Annotated in this window: 1 protein-coding gene (running past one end of the window); it reads right to left on the reverse strand. The window is 65.4% G+C overall.

What is annotated here, in order from left to right:
• A protein-coding gene (locus NDK18_RS00150; RefSeq protein WP_250626716.1) for a tandem-95 repeat protein crosses the window boundary here: on the reverse strand, positions 1-24544 show its 3' portion. The gene runs 13805 nt beyond the window's last position; 24544 of the gene's 38349 nt are visible here — the last part of the coding sequence; the start codon falls outside the window, past its right edge; its stop codon occupies positions 1-3.

Below are 24544 nucleotides of genomic sequence, written 5' to 3' on the forward strand. Positions count from 1 at the left end.
TCAATGGGATTTGGGCACGGCCAACCCCGTACGCTCCGACAAGTCATCCTGGGTGAGTGCCGGACCTTGAAGCAAAGCATTCCACCATGCGTCGCCGACATTGGCTGACGTACCGATACTTCCCCCAGCCGAACCCTGCCAGTCGATGGCCGACACACTGCTCGGCGCAGTGTCGTCGATCTGGCTACGCCGGACGACGATATAGCCACCGCTGGTCGACGACCATCCGTATGCCGACTGGCCTGCGGCGACCATCACGCTCTCGCCGTTCCAACAGCCTCCATTGGCAACCACATTGAGGCTGATCGTCGCCGTAGCGCTCAGTTTGCCGTCGCTGACCATATAAGTGAATCCATCGGTACCCGAGTAGCCGCGGGCCGGACGATAGGTGTACGTACCGTCCCAGTTGCGCGTCAGGCTGCCGTGCGCGGCCTTGTTTAGGGTCAGGGTCAGGCAGTCACTGTCCACATCGTCGATCAGGCAGCTGAAGTCGATGCACACGCTGCCGTCCTTTTGCACCTGGAAGCTGGCGTTCCGCGCTGTCGGAGCGTGGTTTACCGGTACGACAGTGATGCATGCCATCGCCGTGCCGGAGTCGACCGTGCCGTCGTTGTCGCGGTAGGTGAAGCTGTCGGTGCCGTACCAGCCCTTGTTCGGCGTATAGGTGTAGCTGCCGTCCGTATTGAGGCTGAGCGAGCCGTGGCAAGGAGCGCAGACGATGCGGGAAGTGAGCTTGTCGCCGTCCGCGTCGGTGTCATTGGCCAGCACGTTGATTCGCACCGCCGTGCCGGCATTGGTGGTGGCCTGGTCATCGCGGGCCACCGGTGCGTGGTTCGGCGCCAGCACCGTGATGGTCACGATGGCGGGAGCCGACTTCAGCTGGCCGTCGTCGGCGATGTACACGAAGCTATCCGTGCCCACGAAGGCCGACTGGGCGGTGTAGCTGAAGCTGCCGTCCCCGTTGCGCGTCAGCGTCCCGTGCTTTGGCGAACTGGTGACCGTGGCGCGCAGGTCGTCGCCATCGACGTCGCTGTCGTTGGCCAGCACGTTGATCCGGGTGGACTGGCCGGCGCGGGCGGTCAACGCATCGTTGTTGGCGACGGGCGCCTGGTTCACGTGAGCCACGCGGATCCACACGGTGGCCGGATTGGAGTCGAACTGGCCGTCGTTGGCCGCGTAGACGAAGCCATCCAGGCCGTACCAGTTTGCATCAGGCGTATAGGTGTAGCTGCCGTCGGCGTTGAGCGCCAGGCTGCCGTGGCTGGGGCCGCACAGGATCCGCGCGGTGAGGGGATCGCCGTTGATGTCCCAATCGTTGGCGACCGGATTGACCTTCACCGAGCCGTTCTCGTTGACGTTCGCCGAATCGTCGAAGGCTAGCGGTGGCAGGTTCGGGCCGAGCACCGTAATGGTCACGGTGGCCAGGTTCGAATCCGCTTTGCCGTCGTTGGCGACGTAGGTAAACGTGTCGGTGCCTGTGTAGAAGCAATCGGCGGTGTAGCTGAAGCTACCATCGGCGTTGTGCACCACGGTGCCGTGCTTGGGTCCCGTCACCATGCGCGAAGCCAGTGCGTCGCCGTCGGCATCCCGATCGTTGGCGAGCACGCGGATCGTCGCGGTCTGGTTGTTGTGAACGCTGGTGCTGTCGTTTGCCGCCACCGGTGCCTGGTTGGCCGAAGCGACCACCAGGCGCACCGTAGCCACGTTGGACAGTGACTTGCCATCGCTGGCCTGGTAGGTGAGCGTGTCGGTGCCGTACCAATTGTTCGTCGGCACGTAGCTCAGGCTGCCGTCGGTGTTGCGGGTAAGCGTGCCGTGCGTTGGGCCAGACACGATCACCAGCGACAGCGGATCGCCATCGGCGTCGGTGTCGTTGGTGAGCGGGTTGAAGGTCAGTGGAAGGTTCTGCTTACTGTTGAACTGATCGTCGTTGGCGACCGGCACGTGGTTGGTGGCACGCACGGTGATGGTCACCGACGCCACCGCCGAATCCGCCTGCCCGTCGTTGGCGACGTAGCTGAAGCTATCGGTGCCGCTGAAGGCCGCATTCGGCGTATAGGTGAGGCTACCGTCCGCGTTCATCGTGAGCGTGCCGTTGGCCGGCTGGCTGATGATACGGGCGGCGAGGCCCGCATTGGCCGCCCGGCCCGAACCTGCGTTTGTGCCCGTGCTGTTGTCGATGTCGCTATCGTTAGCCAGCACATTGATGGTCACCGGCACGCCCTGGTCGGTAGCGGCGGTGTCGTTCACCGCGACTGGCACATGGTTCACCTGCGTCACCGTCAGCACGATGGTCGCAACGTTCGAGTCAGCTGCACCGTCGTTCACCTTGTAGGTGAAGCTGTCGCCGCCGGCGTAGTAAGCCGCAGGCGTGTAGGTGAAGCTGCCATCGGCGTTGCGCACCAGCGAGCCGTGGACAGGGCCGCTGACGATCACCACCGACAGCGGATCGCCATCCACGTCGCTCGCATTGACGCGTGGATCGATGGCGACGGCGCCGTCCTCGGCCGCCGTGGCGCTGCCGTCCGCAGCCGTCGGTGCATGGTTAACCGGCGTGACGGTCAGGGCGATGGTGGCGACGTTGGAGTCTGTAGTGCCGTCGTTGACCTTGTAGCTGAAGCTGTCCGTGCCGCGGTACAGCGCGTCCGGCACGTAGGTGTAGCTGCCGTCCGCATTGCGAGTGAGCGTGCCGTGGGCCGGTCCGTTGACGATGGTGACGGCGAGCGGGTCGCCGTCCACGTCGGTGGCATCGGTCCGCGGATCCAGCGTCAAGCTGCCATCCTCAAGGAGGGTGGCGCTGGCGTCAGCCGCGGTGGGCGCATGGTTGATCGGCGTCACGGTGAGGTTCACCGTGGCGACGTTCGAGTCCACCGTTCCGTCGCTCACCTTGTAGCTGAAGCTGTCCTCGCCTCGGTACAGCGCGTCCGGCACGTACTGGTAGCTGCCATCCGCCAGGCGGGTCAGGGTGCCGTGCTGCGGGCCGCTCACGATCACCGTGGTCAATGCATCGCCATCCACATCGGTGGCGGCGATGCGCGGGTCGATCGCCAGCACGCCTTCCTCGGCCACTGTGGCGTTGATATCGGCGGCTGTCGGTGCGTGGTTCACGGGGTCCATGGTGAACGTGAGCGTTGCCACGGCGGAACTGAGCTGGCCGTCGCTCAGCTGATAGCTGAAGCTGTCGCTGCCGCGGTACAGAGCGTCAGGTGTATAGGTGAAGCTGCCGTCGGCATTGAACACCAGGCTTCCGTGTTGCGGACCGTTGACCAGGATCGCCGTCAGCGGATCGCCGTCCACGTCTGTGCCGTAGTCCTGCACCTGACCGGTGAAGGCCTGCTCTTCCGGCGTATGCACCTGGGTGTTGACCGTGATTGGGGCGTGGTTGACGTGGATCACCACCAGGCCGACCGTGGCCACCGGCGAGTCCGCCGTGCCGTCGTTTGCCACGTAGGTGAAGCTGTCGTCGCCGTAGTAAAGCGAGGCCGGCACATAGGTGTAGGTGCCGTCCGCGTTCTGGGTCAGCGAACCGTGCTGTGGCTGCTCGACGATGCGGTAGGTGAGGGCGTCACCGTCTGCGTCGGAGCCGAGCTGGCTCAGGTCGACGATGGCGGTGCCATCCTCCTGCAGCGTCACCGTCAGGTCGTTGGCGCCTGGCGCATGATTTGCATGCGCAATGGCGAGGCTGACCGTGGCAACGTTGGACTGTGCCTTACCGTTGTCGAGCAGGTAGGTGAAGCTGTCGTTGCCGTAGTACATCGCGTCTGGCGTATAGGTAAAACTGCCGTCGGCGTTGAACGTCAGGCTGCCGTGTACCGGACCGGTGACGATGGTCGGCGTGGCGCCGGCCGCGTTGGTGTCGTTGCTGAGCACGTTGATGGTGACCGCGCTGTCCTCCTGGTCCTGCACCAGGTCGTCGTTGGCTTGCGGCAGGCCCATCAAGGCTACGTCGCTAACGGTCACGTGGCTGCCCGTCGGGCCGAAACCGAGCAGATCGAAGGACAGGTTGACCGCCGTGCCGGCCGTGATGCCACGCAGGTCGACCAGATAGGTGCGGCTGCCGTCGGCATTCGTGACGTAGCTGACGCCCTGGCCCATGTACGAACTCCCGTCGCCCTGTAGATTGAGCATGGCGTCGGTGCGGTTGAGGGCGATGGCGCCCCCCAGCGACGCGCCCGTCGCCGCATCCAGTAGCGCGGCTTCGAAGGCGTCCTCGGGTATGTCGCCTGGGTTCTGCAGGGCGGTGCTGCTGACGGTGAAACGCAGGAACTGGTCGTTGGTGCTTACCACGAAGACCTGGTTCAGGCGCGCCTGGCTTGTAGCGCTTTCGCCCAGCGTCACGCCGGCAGCGCTCACCTTGACGTCGCCGGTGCTGGTCCAGCCCTGCAGGCCGCTCATGCTGCCGTTCCGGAGCGTCGGATTGGCGGCCGCAGCATTGCCCGCATTTACCGTGGCTCCCGTCGTGCCTTGAGTTGTGGCAGTGGTCCCCTGCGTGACGGTGACAGGCCCCGTATTCGCCGTCTGCACTACACCAGCGTCGGCAGTCTTCAACTGACCGATCAGTTGCATCATCTGCGCAAGTTCGGCAGCCGTCGGCAGCCGTCGTTCGCCGGCCTTGAGTTCCGCACCCATGAAGTCGGAAGGATCGGCGCTGTGCTGTATGCCCAGCGCATGGCCGTATTCGTGGAGCAGAACGCTGAGCAGATCCATCTTGCTGGCCGCCGCACTACCCGCCTTGGCGACCCAGACATTGGAATCTGCGGTGGGCAGGTAATCGTCATTATCGCCAATGCTGCCGAGGTACCAACCGTTGCCCGCTGCACTCAGGTCGAGAGAAATGACTGCCTGCGCACCCGTGCCCTGCGTCTGACCAACGACGCCGCCGGCAAGGTCGTCCATCGATCCCAGCGCGCCGACCGCTGCCTGGACCACGCCGGCCATGTCCGTGCCGGCCGCCGTCTGTGCCCAGGTGTTCACGTCGGTGATGGTCGGTGTAGTGACGATCGCGCCGTCGGCGTTCGCGTCGGTGTTGCCGAGAGCCACCGAGTCCTCGGTCAGCGGCGCAACGGTGACGATGGCCTGCCGCTGTGGTGGGCGCAGCGAGATGCCAAATTGGTTCTCGTACCCCTTCTTGTTGGTGGCCTTGATGCCCAGTGCACTGAGCACGTCGGTCATGTTGCCGTAGGCGTTGCCTTTGAAGATTTCTTTTTGTGCGTCGCGCCAGTCTTGTTCGCGCTTGGCCTCGTTCTTGGCCCTGGCGTTGATCGGCAACGTGATCTGGTTCTTGAAGGCGGTGTTGTCACCGAAATTCACCGAGTCTGCGGCGACGGCCAGGTTGTGACCGTCGTGCATGGTGAAGAACCACGCAGCCGTGAGGACGGCCAGGCGCGGATCACTGGCGACCGCCGACGGATCACTGATCAGGGTGCCATTGGCTGGCTGGACGAGCACGTCAGCCTGTGCGCGAGTGATGAGGCCAGCCGTGACCAGGCCGTCCACCGCGGCCTGATAGTTCGCTCGTCCGGTGAGCTGGATCAGGCCGCGTCCGCGGAATACCCAGGCGTCCTGGTCCTTGGCGGCGCGCCCATTCACCCAGACGTTGCCATTGGTGGTCTTGTACACGATGTTGGCGATATCGATCTGGCCGGCTTCGCTTACCGCGGGGCCGGTGGAAATCTTGATTCGCGCTCCATGCGAATCGCGCTTGATCGTGCCGTCAGGGTTGCGCTCGTAGACATCCGTGCGACCGTAGGAATCGCCCAGCGGTGGATTGCCGGCGGCCATGACCGAATAGGTATCCTTCAGTCCCTCGTGGTCGTAGTTGAAACCCTCGGTCTGCGCGTGCAGCCCGCCCGATTCCTCCTTGACCTGCGCAAGGAAGGCGGCGATGCGCTTGGGCGTGTCGATGCCGAAGGCTTTCATCGCCTCGTTGAGCGGGTCGACGTAGGGAGTGACCTCCGCCTCCGAGCGCCCCATGATGCCAGCCAGTACTTTCGCGGTCATCTTGTAGCTGATGCCTTCACCGCCCAGCAGTAGGCTGTTGGCATCGATCAGTCCAGTGGCCTGTTTGCCGTCGCCAAACAGTGCGGCGCGGATCAGATCCTGGTTGCCCGAGCCGGATAGCGGGATGTTGTTCCATGCACCGGCGCTGCTGCCCTGCTGCGTAGCCGTGTAGACCGCGAAGAAGTCGCCCAGGGCGTTTTTCTGGTTATTGACGCCTTGCGAGTTATCGGTGGCCGTGCCACTGGTGTTGGTGCGGTTCGGATTGACCAGCAGGTTGGCCAGCGTCTGAGCGTTAGTCTCATCCCACGTCTTGGTGTTGAGCGCGTCCGTGATGCCACCGTTGTTCTGGGTCAGGCCGAACAGCAGTTCATCCGGATCGACCTGCTGCTGGTTGCCCTTGTCGGTGCCGGTGGGCTTGGAGGAGACATATGCCGGATCGATGCCCAGGTTGAGCGTCATGCCAAGTTCGCCGGCGCCGTTGAACAGCAGCGGCTGGCCGCCGTGCATGGCGCTATCGGCCCCTGAGCCGGAGGCCACGCCGGCCGATGCGATCATCAGGTCGAACGTCCAGCTGGCGCCATATACCGAACCGGTCGCCGCCGTCTGCAGGTTCTTCCACTGCGATACCGTGCCCAGGCGCGTATTGCTTTCCTCGTAACCGCCCGACGATTTGCTGGCGAAGAACTGCATCCAGTGCGGCGCGTTGTAGGAGTTGAGCCATTTTGCGTCGTCGCCGTTCTGGGCCAGGGTCTTGAAGGCGTACTGGCCGAACGTGTTGTTGGTCGCGCTGTAGTTGACGATCTTGTCGAACAGCTGCAACGCGCGACCTTCGGCTTCACCGAGCACGCCGTCCTCCACGAATTCGGCCGGCTGGTTGAGTGCCGCGCCGTTCATGCCCATAGCCGGGATACCCAGGTACTTCAGGCGTTGCTCGACTCTCCATACGTCCAGCGCCTGCGCGTCGGTCGTGGCAGGCGCATCCACCTTGACGTCGCCCGACAGCGTGAAGGCCGAATAGCCGGGATTGTCGAGGTTGCGGTCGCCGGTCAAGGCATTGGTGCCCACGCCGGGCGCGTCCGTGGCATTCACGGTGAGGTTGATGCTATGGCTGCCCTGCGTGACCCCGGCCAGATCCTTCTTGAGCGTGTAGCTGATGCTGAAGGTGCCCGTCTTCGGCGCCACGGCCTGGCCGAGGCGCAGGTTAACCTCGTTGGCGTCGGTGATATTGGGCGCGACGTAGAACAGGCCGCTGCTGGCAAACCCGCTTCCATCGCTGATGACGCTCTGGGCCGTGCCGCTGCCACGCGTCACCAGGGTCATGTTGCGCGAGGCGATCGTCGCGGTACCGGTGTAGCGGTCAATTTGGTCGGGCAGGAACGAGAACTGGTCCAGGTTGGCCATCAGTTCGGTGATCTGGCCCTGCTTGGCTGCGACCTGGGCCTGCTCTGCCGGAGTCAGCTTCGCGTACGGTGACGGCAACCCCAGGATGGCGTAGGCGATGACCTTCTTGGCATCGATATTGATAATGTCGCCCAAGCGGTCGTAGCTGACGGCGACGTCGGTAGGCGGCGGATCAAAGGTCGTGCTGGCCGGCGGCGCCGCGTTGCTGCCGCCGGGCGGTGGGATGAGCTGCTCGGCGTCGCCAGGCAGCGTGATGTGCTTGGACAGGCGGTCCTGGTCGGGCAGCGCCAGCGCGGCCTGGATCAGCTCTTCCACGCTCCAGGCATGGTTCTGATTCGGATTCTGCTGGCTTTGCGTGATGTCGCTGCCAAAGCCGCCCTTGAGCTGGCCCAATAGTACTTGGCCGTCAGAGGAAACGCTGAGGTCGACGATGCCGTAACCGTCCAGGGGCAGCGTGGCACCGAGGAACTGCGGCGTACCGTTGATTCCGAACGGATCCTTGATGATGCCGAGCTTGCCACCGACGTTCACCTTTTTGGCGCTGGCGCTGCCCCCTACTGCCACCGGCGGACCGAAGGGGGAGTAGATGAAGTCCGGCGCCTCGAACATCGCCTTCCAGTACGGATCGTTGAAGTTGTAGTTGTCGTCCGCGACTATCGCGTACTCGACACCGTCGACCTTCACCAGCACGGCACTCTGCGCGCGCTGGATGTCGAGGCGGTCGATCTGGATGGCGTTGTCCGGCTGCGACATCTGGATCGCGGTCATGGTGGCCGATACGACGTGGCCATCGCCGTCGCGCTTGATGACCAGCGTGGACAGGCCACGATTGTAGTCGGCGATGTCGGTGACGAGGAAGCGATCCGGATCCGCGGTGGCGCTGATCGTCTGCGGCGACTTGCCGCTGAGGCCGTCGCCGGGCAGCGCCGCGACGATGGGTGGCGCGATCTTGCCAGTGCGGAAATTGAGCGTGGACAGGTCCAGCACCAGAACGTTGCCGCGCTTGTTCGGATCGCCGAGCGAAACACTGTTCGGATTGATCGGTACCGCGACCACGAGCGTCTTGCCGTCCGGTCCGATGGTCATGCCGCTGATACCCAGTGGCGAAGCCTCGACACCGGTGCCCTGGATCGACACGCACTGGTTGTACGTCGGGCTGGCCGGATCGATGTCCATCACGCGCAGCTGGTTTCCCGCGGCGCCGCTGCCGAAGCTCTGGCCTTCGGCGATGAACAGCAGGTTGCCGGAAGACACGAGGCTGGTGATGTTGTGGCCGCCGGGTATGGCGATCGTGCTGATCAGCCGGAACGTTACCGTGTCGATGACGTATACGACGCCGTTGCCGCCGACGTAGCAGCGCGACAGGTCACCGGAGAAGGCGATGTCCTGGACTTTGTTGCCGGTGAGGTAAGTGCTGTCCAGGTCATTGGGTGTGCCGAGCAGGTCGAGCAGAGCTACCTGGGCGATTGCGCTCTGGTCGTGCTCACGCACGAACTGCACTCCGGTGCGGGTGAGGACGGCTGCCATATTGGGCTGCGGCCGGATGGACACGACGTTGCCGGCGAATTCCAGCGGAGCGCTGTCGCTGAGTACGCCGGAGCCGCCCATGGTCTGGGTGGAGATCTTGCGGACGAGCTGCCAGCTCACGCTGCCGACGGCGATGTCCTGGGGTGGCGTGATGCTGATGTCGCCCTGAGCATTGCCGGGCAGGGTCTGCACGTCGCGGTACGAGCCATCGGCGAACAGCGCGCGCAGCACGAGTTGGCCCACAAAGGCACCCGGATCGGCGTTGGTGATGGTGAACTTGAGCGTGCCCTGGACACTGTCCGCGCTGGCGCTGCTGATGTTCGGCACCACCACACGCCCGTAAGGCGTCGTGACCGGCGGCAGCGCATCGCTGACGTCCAGGTGATAGGTATCGCCCGGAGCAACCTGTGGTAGCGGGATGTCGGCGAACTGCGGCACGCCGAAGTGATAGCTGCCCGCGGTGATGGTCGTCGCTGAGCTGGCAAGGATGCCAATGATCTCCGAGGTCACGTCGATGCCTGCAAGCCCGCCGGCGAGACTTACGCCCAGGCCGCCGAAGGTAGCCCAGTCGCCGATGCCTACGCCGAGGTCGAAGCTCGAACCCACTACGCCCGGCAGGCGGCGGCACACCATGTACTCCCCGGAACTGTCCAAGCCGCTGTAGGGGGGGCTGGCGGTGCGCGCGATACCATCGCTGCCCACATGGCCGTTGTCGACCAGCCACCAGGTGTCGTGGTACAGGCCGTCGGTGCCGAGCACGGTACCCTTGCGCAGGAAGATCACTTCGTCGCCTGGCTGCACGAGCGCACTGTCTTGCACCGGAATGGCCAACTGCAGCGGATAGCGGCTGGCGGCGCTGTCGATGTCGAGGCTGAAGGCGCCAAGCGCCTGCAGCACGCCTGGTGCCGGCGGCTGCTGGACCTGGCCGACATCGATGCGGCGGATCGCTACCGCTGCATCGGATGGCAACGCGCCTGCACCGATCATTACCGTTTCGCCGCTGGCTGCACTAACGTTGCCGCCCAGGTCGTGATCCACCACGACTTGCTGCGGTGCCGGCGTGCTGGCGTCGTCGTCGGTGACCTGGGCTGCTTCCACGTGCAGGGTCACCGTAGCCTGGCCGATGCGCTGGGCGGCAATGGTGCCATCGATGTCGACGCTGCTGCCCAGGAAGATCACCGTGATGGTGACGGTACCCGGCCTCAGCGCGGTGATCAGGCCCGTTTCGCTGACCGTGGCGATGCTTTCGTCGCTGGAGAAGTAGCGCGTGCCGCTGCTGCTGTCTGGCCGGGCCTGACTGATATCTTGCACCGCTTGGCCGGTGACCGGGTCGGTAAGCTGCACCTTGAGCTGGCGCGTGCCGTCGGGAACCAGCGACAACGTGTTGGGATAGACGTCAGGGGTGACTATCAGGTCGGCGCCGGGCACATCTCCGTCCTCGTCGGGCGGAGCGATGCCGTTGACGGCGAGTACGGCCTTGATCGTATGCCCGCTGGCATCCGTATGCGTGGCGATGATCAGGCCCGGGCCGGCGCCGTGGCAGACGAGCAGATCGCGGTCGTCGCTGACATTGAACGCGCCGGCGAAGGTCCCGCCCATGGCGGCGAGATCCTGTGCAGTGAGAGCCAGGTAGATTGGGTCGTCGCTCACGTCGACACCCTGCTGGTCTTCGAAATCGACCGTCATGGGCACCGGCACGGCCTGGCCGGGGGCCAGGTCGGGTAGGGGCTGGATGTGGATGGCAGTGAGCTTGGCGCTGCTGATCGCCACGTGGATCTCGATCGGAGCGCTCGCGCCGTAGCCGTCGTCGGCCCGCACGAAAATGCTCGCGTTGCCGCTGTAGCCGGGCTCGGGTACAAAGATCAGCGAATGGCCGTCGGCGCCGAGCCGTGCCGTGCCGTGGGTTGCACTGAGCACGGTCCAGAACAGTGCATCGCCGTCTTGATCGCGTGCAACGTCGGCAAGCGAGATGCTGGAGGCCAGGTCGGTGTGCGTGGTCAGGATCGGTGTCGAGGCGCTAGATGCGGGTGGCAGATTGGCCCGGAAGCCGTAGTTGGCATAGAGCAGCTGGCGATCGGCCTGGTCGACCAGGCCGTTGCCGTCGAGATCGCCAGCAAGGCTAGCGCTCGCGGCGTCCTGTGCCCACAGCGCGCTATCGGCGCCGTCGATCGTTCCATTGCCGTCGAGGTCGCCGGCGATCGTGACGCGGATGCTGGCAGCGCCGTCGCCATGCAGGCGCAACAGCTTGAGGCCCGCCGTGGTGATGCGCACGATCCAGGTCTGCACGCCGTTGTGGATCGTGCTGCCGAGGACTTCGCCACCCACCACGTCGAGCGTGGCCTGCGCATCGCTCCATTGCGCGCTCACCGCCACCAGCACAGCGCCTTGCGCACCCGGCGTCTTTACCGTGGAGGTCAGCTCGCTGTCGCGGATCTGGAAGGCCAGCGTAGTCTGCGTGCCGGCTTGCAGGTTGCCGTCCCACTGGTTAGCGCCACTATTGCCCATCCAGGCCGCCGCCGTGCCGAGATTGGCGGCGATCGGATCCGCGTAGGGCAGGCCATCGGCGCCATAGCCATAGGGCAGGCCGGTGCCGTCGCTGTTCACCTCGCGGACGAGTTCAAGGCGGCCCTCGCCGTCGTAACGGTACGCAGTGCTGCGCGTGCCGGCGGCCCCCGGGCCGGTGATCATGACGACACGGCCCTGTGCGTCGCGGATGAAGTCGACGCGCGTTTGCGAACTACCGCCTACGAGCGCGACGCCCGCATCGGAGATCTGCCATTGCGTGCCGTCATTGAATTGCACACCGGTGAGACGCCCGTCGCTGCCGAGCAGGTAGCGGGTGCCATCGGGAGACACCAGGATCATGCCGCCCGGACGCCAGGGCAGCCCGCTGTCCTGGCCAAATAGCTCGCTGCCGAGCTTCTGCAGCGGCTCATCGTCCTGGGTTAGCAACTGCCAGCCCTGGTTGCCGGTGAAACTCGCCTGGTAGGCGCGCGGCGCGCCCTGACCGCCGGCGATGGCGATGGGAGTGACACCGAGGGTGAAGGACAGGTTGGCGAGCGGTGCGGCAGGGTCGGACAGGTTGGCCGGCATCTGCAGCCACAGCCGTGCTCCGATCGCCCAGGCCGCGGTAGCGCCGGTGGCTGTTTGCGCCAGCTGGTCGGTGCTGAGGCCGACCTGGAAACCTTGCAAGACCCAGTTGCCGAAGTCGCCGCCGGTTGCACCGTCGGTGGTGCGGGTCAGCGAGAGCTGATGCCCGCCCAATTGATAGATGCCGTCGGTCGCTTGCGCCTGCGGGTACGACTTCGTCGCGGTATCGACCACCAGGCGGGCATCGATCTCGCTGGTGCGGCCGCTGAGATCCCATGCGATGAGGCGCAGTCGGTAGACGCCATTGCGATAGGCCGCCGGATCGAACATGGCTAGATTCAGCTGCTGATGCATCGCTATACCGCTGGCATCCTGCGCCGCGATGGTCTGCCATGTATCCGAACCATCCGCAGCGATCTGCAGCTGATAGCCCATGCTTTGCAGTTCATCGATGCTCGCCTGCAGTTGCGTTGCGGATGTGAGCTCCAGCGGTTGGCCGCTGGCCACGGCGCCGGCCAGCGCACCTGTCCAGGCCAGCGCGGGCGCCGCCGTATCGGCTGGATCGCGGATCAGGATGACCTGCTCGCCAGTGCCGACGAAGCCATCGGCGTCGGTGGCCACGGCGCGTACTTCGATCACCCCCGGAAGGATCGCCTGGATGCGGAGTCGGCCGGATGCATCCAGCGCCACGGTCTGCCATTGATCGCTCGCCAGGCCCGTGCCACGGACCTGAACCGTGGTGTTGGCGATCGAGCTGAAGCCGCTGGCGCGCACGGTGACCAGGACCGATTGACCCGGCAGTGCAGGCGTCCCCGGCACGACGTCGACCAGCACGTCGGGCGCGTTGGCGCTGGCGTCAGCCCCAACGCGGAGGGTGAAAGTCTTGCGCACGGTTGTGGACGCGTCGCTGGCCACGAAGGTGACCACGAAATCTCCTACCTGGCCCGGGCCGGGAGTCCATACCAGTCGATGCTGATCGGCATCATAGATCGCGCCTTCCGGCAAGCCGCTGAAGCTGACCGTGATAGCCTCGCTTTGCGCTGTTCCATCCGGATCCGTGGCTTGCAGGCCACCGACCGCGGGCGTGCCGCCCAACTGCACGGGAATGACCAGGGTCTGGCCGACCGTCACGGCATGGCTGCTTATGCTCACGACCGGAATGCGATTGGTGTCGAACACGCGGACATTGACGCTCTGGGTCGTGGTGAGCGCGCCGTCGGTTGCGCGGAAGGTGAAGGTGAAATCCTTGCTCTGGTCGACGGCGTTATCGACCGTGCCGAAGCCTGGCGTCCATTCGAAATATCCCGTGGTGGTATTAAAGACCACGCCGGCCGGTGTAGTGTCGTCGTAGACCATGCTCAGGTGGATCGGATCGCCGTCGGGATCGATGCTGCGCACGTTGAACGATAGCGTGCCGCCCTCGTTCACCAGCTGCATCGGCAGCGGCAGGATGGCGGGAGCCTGGTCGACGTCGGTCACGTGCAGTTCGAAGCTCCGCGTGAAGCTGGAAACGCCGTCGCTTCCAGTCACCGTGAAGCGATAGGTGCCGGGGCTGGCGCCATTGAGGTTGTCACTCTGTGCAGCGAACAACCCCGGAGTCCAGCGCAGCACGGCATGCGCGCCGGCCGAAGCGGCCGGCACGTCCAGCGTCATGCCCGACGGCAGGCCAGCCACCGTCCAGTTGATCAGGTCGGCATCCGCGTCGCGCGCGAACACGTCCAGGGTCAACGGCGTTCCTTCGCTGGAAGTCAACTGGATTGGCGTATCCGTGCCGGCATCCGCCACGGCATTGCCGTTCAACTGCACGCCGAGCAACTGCGGCGGCGCATCGGCCGCGCGCACGATAATGCGGATGGTGTGGCTGACGACGTTGGGCACCGGATGATCAGGCGTGGGGTAGCCGCTGTCGCGCGGCGGCAGGCCGCTATCGGTGACGGTGATGACAATGTCGTGCGGGCCGATGTCGTCCGCGCTAGGCGTCCACGTCAGCAGCGCGTAGCCGTATTGCGCCTGCATGGTCAGCGCTGCGCCCAGTGGTAGTCCGCTCGTAGTCAGGCTGAGTGCGTCCTGGTCGGCATCGCCGATCAACACGGGCAGGCTAATCGGCTGGCCGGCGACGGCGACGATCTGGCTGGGAAGGTTGAACACCGGCGGTTCAGTCTGGCTGCGCACCGTCACCACGAACTGCACGGAAGAGGCGAGCACGCGCGAAGGGTCCCCGTTGCCGTTGTCGCGCGCAACGATGGTCAGCGTGTAGTCGCCGCGGTCGTTGTCGCCCGGCGCGAAATGGATGGTTCCGGTGACATGGCCGTTCGCACCTGGAGGATTCTGAGTGAATGTCGCGAAGCGAGGCAGGCCATCGAGGGTGATCTGTACGGGGTTGCCGTCGACGTCGCTGATGTCAACGGGGATGTCGAGCGTAGCGCCCTTGTCGATGATGGTCGCGGTAATCGGCGCGATGACTGGCGCACGGTTGGTGTCCGCCACCACGATCGGGATGATCACCTGCGAGGTCGCCGGCGTACCTGTGCCATCGCCATCGTCGGTGGCGATCACAGTGATGTGATACGTGCCGGCTTGCTGATAGCCCGGTGTCCAGACGATCTCCAGCGTGTCCGGATCAAAACTTGCGCCATCCGGGAGGCCGAGCACGCGGTAACTTACCGTGGGTGCGGACGACGACCCCTGGTCGGTGACTGGCGCGTCTGTGCCCAAGCGAAGTTTTGGTGCGAAACCAGGGTTGTCCGGGTCGAAGGCGAACACGCTGATACGCAGCGGCTGCCCCTCCATGGTGTTCCAGGGGCTACCGAGATTGTCATCGAAGCGCGGCGCGCCGTTGGCATTGAGCACATGCAGCGTGACCGTTTCCGTGGTGGAGCGGGCCACTGTCGCGCCGCCGGGCTGGGTGAATGTGGCGGTGAGCGTCACAGCCACACTGTAGTCGCCGTGCTGATCATAGCCGGGCATCCAGGCCAGCCAGCCGGTGTCGCTGTTGATGCTCATGCCACCAGGGAGTGAAGACGCGGCATAAGACAGGACGATCGTGGTGCCGTCGGCCTGGTCCAGGCCACCGGGCATGGTGCCGGCCAGTTGCAGGCCGAACGCATCACCTTCGCGCAGCGTCTGCGGAGCGGGCGCCAGCAGCACGGGCGAAGCCCAGGCCTGGTTGACCACGATGTCGAAACGTTCGCTGACCGTGCTGATGCCGTCGCTCACCACGATGGTGACGTCGTGATAGACGCCGGCCTGGTCGTAGGTGGGCGTCCAGCTCAGCACGCCGGTGCGCGCGTCGAACGACGCCCCGGGCGGCAGGTTCCGGATACTCACCGTGAGTGCGTCCGCATCCGCATCGGCGGCACTCACCGGCAAGCTGAGCGACTGGCCTTCTGCCAATGTCACCGTGCCCTGGTTCGCCAGGGTGGGGGCGCGGTTGCCGTTGGTGACCGGGATATGCAACGTACGCAAGGCCACGCCGCCGCGGCTGTCTTGCACGCGGATGACCACGACCGTGTCGGCCAAGGCGTCGCTGCCGGGCGTCCAGCTTAGCGTGGCGGTCGAGTGGTAGATGCCGACCTCGTCGCGCGTGTAACCGTCGGCCGCATGTAGCGTCATGCCCGCTGGCGCCTGCACCACCTGCCAATAGAAGCGGGTGCCGTCGCTGTCGGCCGCGTCGAGCTGTGCCTGCCACGGTTGGCCGATCGTGGCCGGTGTATCGAAGCCGTCGACGTCGTAGTCGACTGCCGTGGTGGAGGCGGCCGTTTCACCGGTGTCGTCGCCGATGTCTTCGTCGCCGGTATCCGCGGGGGCCGCCGGAATGGTTACCACAACGCCCAGTCTCGGCGGTACGTTGGCCTCGGGCACCGCGTAAATGCCTTGGCCGAGATTGAATTTGGCCAGGTCGGCCATCCCCCCCGTGAAGTGGTTTGCCGGCACCACGCTCACGGTGAGATCGGACAGGGTGGCCCCGACCGCCAACTTGCCACCTAGCGCCTGCAACGCGGCGGTGAGGTCTACTACCCACAAGTCGGGACTATCGCCGGCACCGTGCGTCGCGCCCACGACAGCGCCGCCGAAGTAGGCGCCTGGATCCAGCAACAGCATCAAAGGACCGTGCAGGTCGTCGGTGCCGATATTGGTGAGCTTGATGTCGTAGCTGACTTCGCCGGTGGATTGGTCGGCGCGGGTATTGCTAAATGCGATCTGCAGTTGGCTGCTCATATCCAGCAGCGCCGTAAACCCGCTGATGGTGTCCTGCCCAATACGCAACTGCGCCGCACTGCGCAGGTTGCCGTTGATGGTGAGCTGGTAGTGGCCGGCGGGAAGGCCGGTCACGTCCAGGTACGCGGTGTGCGTGGCAGCGTCCCAACGAACGCTATTGGGCGTGATGGTGGTGGCGCCGATCAGCTGGAAGTTGTCGGCGTCGAGCACGCTGGAAGCGTCGGTCAGTGCGGATTGCGGATCCGAGCCCAGCCACATGTCCTGGTCGAACTGCACGGCGATCTGTCCCACCGGCAGCGGAATCAGCGCCCCATCCGGCACGCTGGTGGCGATCACCTTCGGCGCACGCGCCGGGGCAATCTCGTCGATATGGTGCGTTTCCGCGATAAGGATCCGGCCATCGGCCGTGGTGAGGATCGCTTCACCCTGCGTGCCACCGCCGGCGAGCTGCAGAACGCGGCGCGTCGCCAGTTCGATGGTCCACACCGAAGAACCGGTGGTGGTATCTGCCACGCCCGCCACCTGCACATGCTGCGGCAGCGCGCCGGAGGCGACCAGCAGGCCGGCGAGCGGCGTGCCTGCCGCACCAAACGCGATGCTGTTGACCACCCCACGAATCCGATACTCCAACTCCGCGCGACCCAGCGTAATCCCACTCATCGGGAAGCTCACGATGTCGGTCGTGCCATTCGGATCAGCCGAGGTGATATCGCTACCCGTCCAGCGCACGCCCCACAGGCGCCCGTCCGGCCCGAAGGCGAGATCACCCACGCGGGTATTGCTGAAGTGCTGCCAGGCCTTGTTCGGATCGGTCTCGTTCGGGTGGAACACCTCGATGCCGTCGCCGTCGGAGACATAGATATCACCGGTGCCCGGCTGGATCGCCAGGGCGTGGGTCAGCGGCTGCTGGCTGGGGCCCTGCATGCGGCGCACGATGGCGCCGCTATTGGCGTCCACCTGCAGCAATTCGTTGCCGGTCATCACCCATAGCTGGCCGAGCGAATCCACCGCCATGTCCAGCACGGGCTGGTCGAGCACGAACAGCGGCGTAGTGCTGTGGCCGCCGTCCTTGCCATAGCGGTACACCTCGTTGCGCTGCTGGCCGGCACTGACCAGGATCGACTGATCCGGCAGCTGCACCATGGCCATGGCGCCGATGTCAGCCGCGCCCGTGGCAAAGCCGTCGGCAAAGCCACGCGCGGCGAACGGCGCGAGCACGTTCTTCAGGTCGCCGGCGTTCACGCTCGCCACCGCACCGGGCAGCATCTGCGTGGCCTGCTGGAACAGCGGATTGCTGTCGTAGTTGCGATCCAGCGGGGCCTGCGGCACTTCCGCCGTCTGGTCGACACCCGGCGTGACGCCGAGGCCGTCGAGCACATCCTGGCGTGCGCCGTCGTCCGGCAGCACGGCATTGCTCACCGTGGCGGCTTCGCGGTTGCCGGCCAGGTCCGTGGCCACGGCCAGGAACTCGTAGCGGTTGCCCGCCTCGCCGGTGAACACCGCCTCGTTCACGCCCGGGCCGACCTGGCGCTGCCAGATCTTGAAGTCGCCGCCATTGGTGGCAACGTAGACCGTGACGAAACGGATGCCGCTGGCGTCATCTTGCGCGTTCCACTTCACATCATAAGTCGGCGCACCCTGGGCGTTGTTGCCCAGCGATGTGGCCGTGACGGTGGTGGTGGGTGCCTTGGCGTCCAGCGTGACGTCCAGCGAGGCGCTGTCGATCGGCGGCGTGTCGTCGAAGAACACGCGTGCCTGCATGGAGATCTTCGCGCCGGACGCGGCACCCGGCGCGGCGGACACGGTGAAGCTGACGAAGCCGCCCAGGTTGGTCCCGGCCAGCAGGCCGCGCGTGGGGTCCTGCATCACTTCGCCGGTGATCGGATCAATCGCCTGCAACAGCCAGGTGGCGATGCCGGTTTCCGCGTCCACGCCCGCGCTCACGCGCAGGATGAAGCCCTTGCTGCCGGTGAAGTCGAAATCGCCCTGGAAGTTGGAGCGATCGGCAGGAATGTGGATGTTGATGTCGCCGATCTTCAAATCGCCCAGTCGCACCGAGCGCGGATCGAGATCCGGATCGAGCGGCGACACGATACGGATTTGTCCTACACCTTGGCCCGTCGGGTTGCTGAAGGCGAAGGTGTACGGCAACGGCGTGGCGGCCGGCACGTAGACACTGCCGTCGGCGGCGGTGGCCTGGCCCTGCGGCCCCTGCACGCTGATCGCCGCGTCGGTGGCCCCAGCCTGCTGCGCAACGAGCTGCAGATACTGGGTGAGGTTCAGGCTCTTGCCCGGCAGCGGGTTGAATTTCTCGTCCAGCAGGCCCTGCGCGCGCAGATATTCAAGCTCCGCCTGGCCGCCGACGAATATCTGGAAGTTCTCGAACTGCAACGTGCGACCAGCGTGCTGGTCGTAATCGGCCGGATTGGCCAGCGCCGGCACGGGCACCTGGACCTCGTCGCCCTCGTCGTCCTGGCGGGTCTCGTAGTGATCGATGGGGCCTGTGGCGGCGTTGGGATCGCCGGCGTAGCTGGCAGTGTCGCCGTACCACTGCTGCACCTTGGCGAAGAAGCCCAGGATGTCGGCCTGGGTGCGATAGCTGTCGCCACCCTTGGACATCAGGATGCCAGCAGCCAGCGTGGCGTTGAGGCTTACCACCTGCGGGTTGGTGGTGATCGGCGGTGCCTGGTCGGCCGGCAGCAGCATGCCGGCGGATTCAAGTGCGGCCAGCCAGCCGTTGACCCACTGTGAGGGGTCGGCTGCAAGCGCAGCCAGATTGCTCGGTGCACTGGCGTCGGCCAGCACGGCGCCGCGCAGCTTCAGTGCATAAGCAGTCTGCTCGGCGATGAACTCGTCGCGGGTGAGCGCGGTGGCGGAGGCCACCACGTTCATCTGGAACGACTCGGACAGCATTTCGATCTTGGTGAGGATGTCTTCCGGATCGGTGGACAGGAAGCGCGCGGTCAGGCCCTGCGAGATCGTGTCCAGGCCGCTGACGCCGGCATCGAGGATGCCTTGCGCTTTCCAATCCGGATGCGTGGCGTACAGCGCGTCGCGCAGGCCGTCGAAGTCGCGGTTGACCCAGGCAGTGAGGCCCGGGTAGGTCTGCAGGCGGAAGCTCATGCCCACGAAGCCGTGAGCGGCCACGTCGAAGGCGTAGCCCGGCGCCAGGTTGAAGCCGTTGGTGTTGAGCGTACCGTCCAGCGACGCCCACGGGATATCGGTGCGCGGCAGCGTGGAGCCAGTCTGGCCGTAAGCCTGGTCGTTGGCCGGCGAGCCGCTGATGTCGCCGAAGGGCGAGCCACCGATGTTCGAGCCGAAGATCGCGTAGGGCAGGTTGAGCCCGTCGATCAGGTACTGGTTGTAGCCCATCTCCACAGCACCGACGTCGAAGCGCACGTATGGGGTGTCGACGTTGGTCAGGCTCTGCAGCGAAACGGAGTAGGTCGCCGCATCGCCCGGCTCCAGGTTGCGCGGGCCGCCGATGCCGATGGTGACGTCGTCCTCGATGCCGCGCTCTACCAGGTAACGGTTGGCCTCGGTGATGCTCTGGCCGTTGGGATTGATGACGGTGACGTCGTACAGGCCCAGTGGGAAGTTGCGCGTGTCGAAGATGGCGCGGATGTGCGTGGCGTCCAACACCTGCCAGCGGTCGGGCTCGGCTTCGTACACGCCGGGGCGGGTGAGCTTGACGATGGCGCCGGCCTGGAAGGCCGAGCCGTAGATGTCCAGCGTGACCCAGCGATGGTCGTCGTCGCTGACGCCGCCGTTGTCCGGCGTCACCTTGGTGATGGACAGCGGCAGCAGGTCGGCGCGCAAGGTCGCAGGCACGGCGTTGCCACTGCGCGAGCGCACCAGGATGTAATAGTCGCCCGCCAGCGTGCTGGGGATCAGCACCTGCTGGTCGGCCGCCGAGGCATCGGTGTACGCCGCGTCGTAGGCGAACGTGGTCGGGATGTCGCCGTAGCGGATGTACAGCTCGTTATCGCCGCTGGCGGCGATGGAATCGAGCAGCACGCGCAGCGTCTGGCCAGCGGCCACGCTCACCTTGTACAACTGCACGTCGCCACTGGAGAGCGTGGTCTGCAACGGGCTGGCAATGGCCAGCGGCGGCACCTGGGTCTGGATGGTGGCGGCGGAGGCGGTGAGGTTGTTGGCCTCGCCTGGCGCCATCACCAGGCCATTCGGGCCATAGCTGATGCCGCCCTCGTAAACCTCGTTGTACAGGTCCGGACGCACCACGATGCGCCAGCTGCCGTCCTTCAACGGAGGCAGGTTGGCGGTGAGCGTGCCGCTGTAGCTGACGCCGCCGGCGAGGTCGCCGTTGTGGACGACCTTGCCCAGCAGGATGTCGTCCAGCCCCCAGACGTTGTCCATCGACAGGTAGATCGCGTCGGTCCACGTCCCGTAGGCCGGGTTGGTGGAGTCGTTGACGACGGTGTAGGTCACCGTTACCGAATCGCCCACCTTGGCCTGCGGCGGCACGGTGACATCGGTGACCTTCAGATCGGCCGGCGGCGGTGTCTGCACCAGCATCGGCTGAGGCGCGGCCGTGGCGTTGTTCTGGTCATTGCCGAATTCCAGCACCGTGCCGTACGGGCCGGCGCCGAAGGCACGGGCCGGGTCAGTGATGATGAATACGTAGTACGGGCCATCCAGGTCGCGTGGCGCGGTGACGGTGAAGCTTCCGTCATAGCCGCCGCCGGCAGCCAGGCCGCCGGTATGGCCGAGGTAGCCGAGATAGCGGTCCTGGTTGACGTCCAGGAAGCGGTCGCGCGAAAGATAGATCAGGTCGTTCCACTGAGTCTGGTCGCTGGGCGTATCGCCGCCCGCGTTGGTCACGTGGTAGCCGACGGTGAAGCTTTGGCCTGCCACCACGGTGGGCGGCGCACTGACCAGGCTCACCTGCAGGTCGGGCGGCGTGGCCAGGGTGATCGGCAGCGCGATCGAGGAGACGTTATTACCTTCGTCCTGGAATTCCAGCACGGCCCCGGCGCCGGTACCGGTAACCACGTCCAGTCCGTCGCGGATCGAGCTCGGCTCGCTGTAGTACCAATCCTTGGTGGTGGAGGTGTCCGCCTTGACGATGATGTTGAAGTTGCCGCTGATCGATTGCGGCAGGTGGAACGTCGCCGACATCGTGTACGACTCTCCCGGCAGCAAGAACCGCGGCTTGCCGTCGGCGTCGTACAGCGCCACCGGTTGCACCCGGCCTGGATTGCTGTAGAGCGAACCTTCCACCAGCGGATAATCGGTGGGATCGAGCGAGTCGTCATTGGACAGGTAGACGCCGTCGTTCCACTGGCTCACGCGCGTGGCGCGGGTACCGCGGTTGGTCACGGTCCAGGTCACGGTGATCTGGTCGCCGGACTTCGGTGCCGGGTTGGAAACCTGGATGGTATCGATCTGCAGGTCGGCTTCGCGGTAGGTGATGTCCAGCGGGCTGCCGCCGAGGTTGTTGGTGTTGTTCACACCCTCGTAGACCGACGTGCCGTAGAAATTCAGCGACACATCGTTGAAGCCACCGGCATTGATTTCGTCCGCTGCGCGCGGCGGGATGCCCTGCGAGCTGCGCGCACTGTCGGTGATCACATAGATGTAGTACCGCCCATTGGTACCCGCGGGAAGCGCCACGTTCACCGTGGTGGTGTAGCTGGCGCCGGCGGCCAGGCCATTGGTGTTCTGGTGCTCGAACACGCCCAGGGCGGTGGCGCGGCTGGGGATGAAGGTCGGATCGGTGCTGATGAACACCGAGTCCTGCCAGCTCACGGTGCCGGGCCATACCGTCTCGCCGCGGTTGGTCACGGTCCAGGAGATCGGGGTCAGCTCGCCGGAATAATTCTGCGGCTGCACCTGCACCGCGGTCACCTGCAGGTCGGCCGGATGCGGGATCACCGCCGAGGCCAACGGCGTGGCGTTGTTGTTCTCGTTGAGTTCGCGCACCTGGCTGAGCGCATCGGTCTTGACGATGATGAAGGCGCCGCTGATGTCCGGCGCCAGCTGCAGGGTCTGGTTGACCGTGTACTTCTCGCCATTGTTCAGCGTGCGGTTCTGCGTGTAGCTGCCGATGGTCCAGATGTGCGTGGCCTTGGTGAGGTCCGCGTTGTCGGCCACGTAGATGGTGTCGGTCCAGCCACCGGTGAACAGGTCGCCCTGGTTCTGCACGGTATAGCTGAAGCTGACATTGCTGCCGGCGTCGATGGTGGTCGGCGCGTTGACCTGGGTCACCACAAGGTCGGGCGGGGTGATGCCCAGCACGCTGATGGCGCGCCCCTTGTAGTCGTTGTTGTTGACCTGGTTCGCGTCGTCCGTATTGATGTTGGCCGCCAGGGTGTCTTCCAGGATGGTGTCGTAGGTGTTGGTCCAGACGGTGATGTAGTACTGGCCGCTGAGCGTGCCGTCCGGGATGGTGACCTGCAGGTCGCCCAGATAGTCCTCGCCCACGGCGAGGTTGCCCGTGTGGGTGACCGATCCCAGCAGCACGTCGCCCTTGTTGGCACCCGGGCGCTTCGGATCCTTGGCCAGCCACACCGTGTCGGTCCAGCTGTTGACGTCGGCGGTGAGGCCGCGGGTGGTGGCGCTGCCCAGGTTGCTTACCTTGTAGCGCACGTCGATGGTACCGCCATGCACGGCCTGGTCCGGCGCGGTGATGTTGCTGGTGACAAGATCCGAGAACGGCACCGGATCGACGTAGAAATGCACCACCTTGGCGTTGTTGACGTCGTTCGGGTACTCATCCACCGCGTTGTCGGCGTCGGCCACCACGATCAGGTAGGCGTCGCCAGGGGACCGGATCGGGATGCTGATCGAGCCGGTGATGTTGGAATAGCTCTCTGTCGGCCCCAGCGCGCTGCCGTTGTCGAACGTGCCGACCAGCTGGTCGTCGCCGCTGAGCGTACCGTCGAGCGACAGGTACACCTTGTCTTTCCAATGGCCGCTGGCGGGCACGGAGCCCAGGTTGGTGACGGTGTACTGGATACCGACGTTGGTGCCGGCGGTGACATGGTCGGGAATCGTGATGGATCCCACCTGCAGGTCGGGACGCGGCTGCAGGGCGATCTTGGTCGCATCGCTGACGATCAGCACGTTGTTGGCGCTGGCTGTGCCGTATTCGTATACCTGGGCGCCATTGCCGCCGACGTTGGCGTTGGTGATCACCTCCAGGCGATACAGCCCCTCGATCTTCGAGGGCAGGCGCAGCTGTTCGGTGCGCTTGTAGTTCTCGCCGGCTGCCAGCGGCCGGTCGTAGGTAAAGCTGCCCAGAACGATCGGCGTGCCGCCATTGACGGGCACCAGCTTCACCGTATCCACCCACGGACCGACCGCTACGGCCTGCCCCTGGTTGCTCACGGTCCACGTCACGTCGGCGAGGGTGCCCTCGAGCAGGCCGCCGCCTTCCGCTTCGCTGTCCGGAGAGGACGGCGCGATCGTGGCCGACTGCACCACCAGGTCGGGCGAGGCTGCCAGCGTGACCGGGATGGCCAGGCTGTGGCCGGTGTCGTTATCGCCATAGACGAACTCGAACGGTCCACCCGTGCGCACATTGACGTAGTAGTTGCCCTGGATGCCATTGGGCAGGGTGACGGTGATGCTGCGCGTGTAGTTGTCGTTGACCGCCAACTGGCCGATGTGGGTGGCGCTGCCGAATTGCGCGATCACGCCAGTGCCATCAGGGTTGGAACTCAGCCATACCTGGTCGGACCACTCGGAGGTATCGGTGATGCCGATACCCTGGTTGCTTACCGTCCAGGTCAGCGTCAGCGGCTGGCCGCTCACCGCCGTGCCCTGTGCGGAGACGGATTGCACCTGCAGATCGGCGTACGGCTTGGGCATCACGTCGACGTCATGGCCCAGCAGGGCCGTGTCGTTCGCCGTGTTGCCGTTCTGGAACACCTGGCCTGTGGCGTCGGTGACCACGAACAGCTTGTAGCGGCCGGTGGTGCCCGGCGGCAGCATCACGCTGAGCGCGCCGTCGTAGCTGGCATTCGCGGCGAGCGCGCCATTGTGCGCTACCTCGCCGATCACGCGGTCGTCGCCATTGCCGAGCACGCCATCGGTGGACAGGATCACGCGATCCACCCACTGCGAGCTGGTGCCCGCGCCGGTGCCGTTGTTGGTCACCGTCCAGTGCACGTCGATCGTGGCCGGGTCGGCGATCAGCGTGGACGGCGCCTGCACGGCGCTCACCGCAAGGTCGGCGTAAGGCGCCAATTGCACGGTGAGGTCACGCTGGGCGGTGTTGTTGGTGCGGCTGTGGTCGTCCAGGACACTGGCGGCGTCGGTCACCACGACGATCTCGTAATCGCCA

This window comes from Pinirhizobacter soli, assembly GCF_015905305.1.
Lineage (GTDB): Bacteria > Pseudomonadota > Gammaproteobacteria > Xanthomonadales > Rhodanobacteraceae > Pinirhizobacter > Pinirhizobacter soli.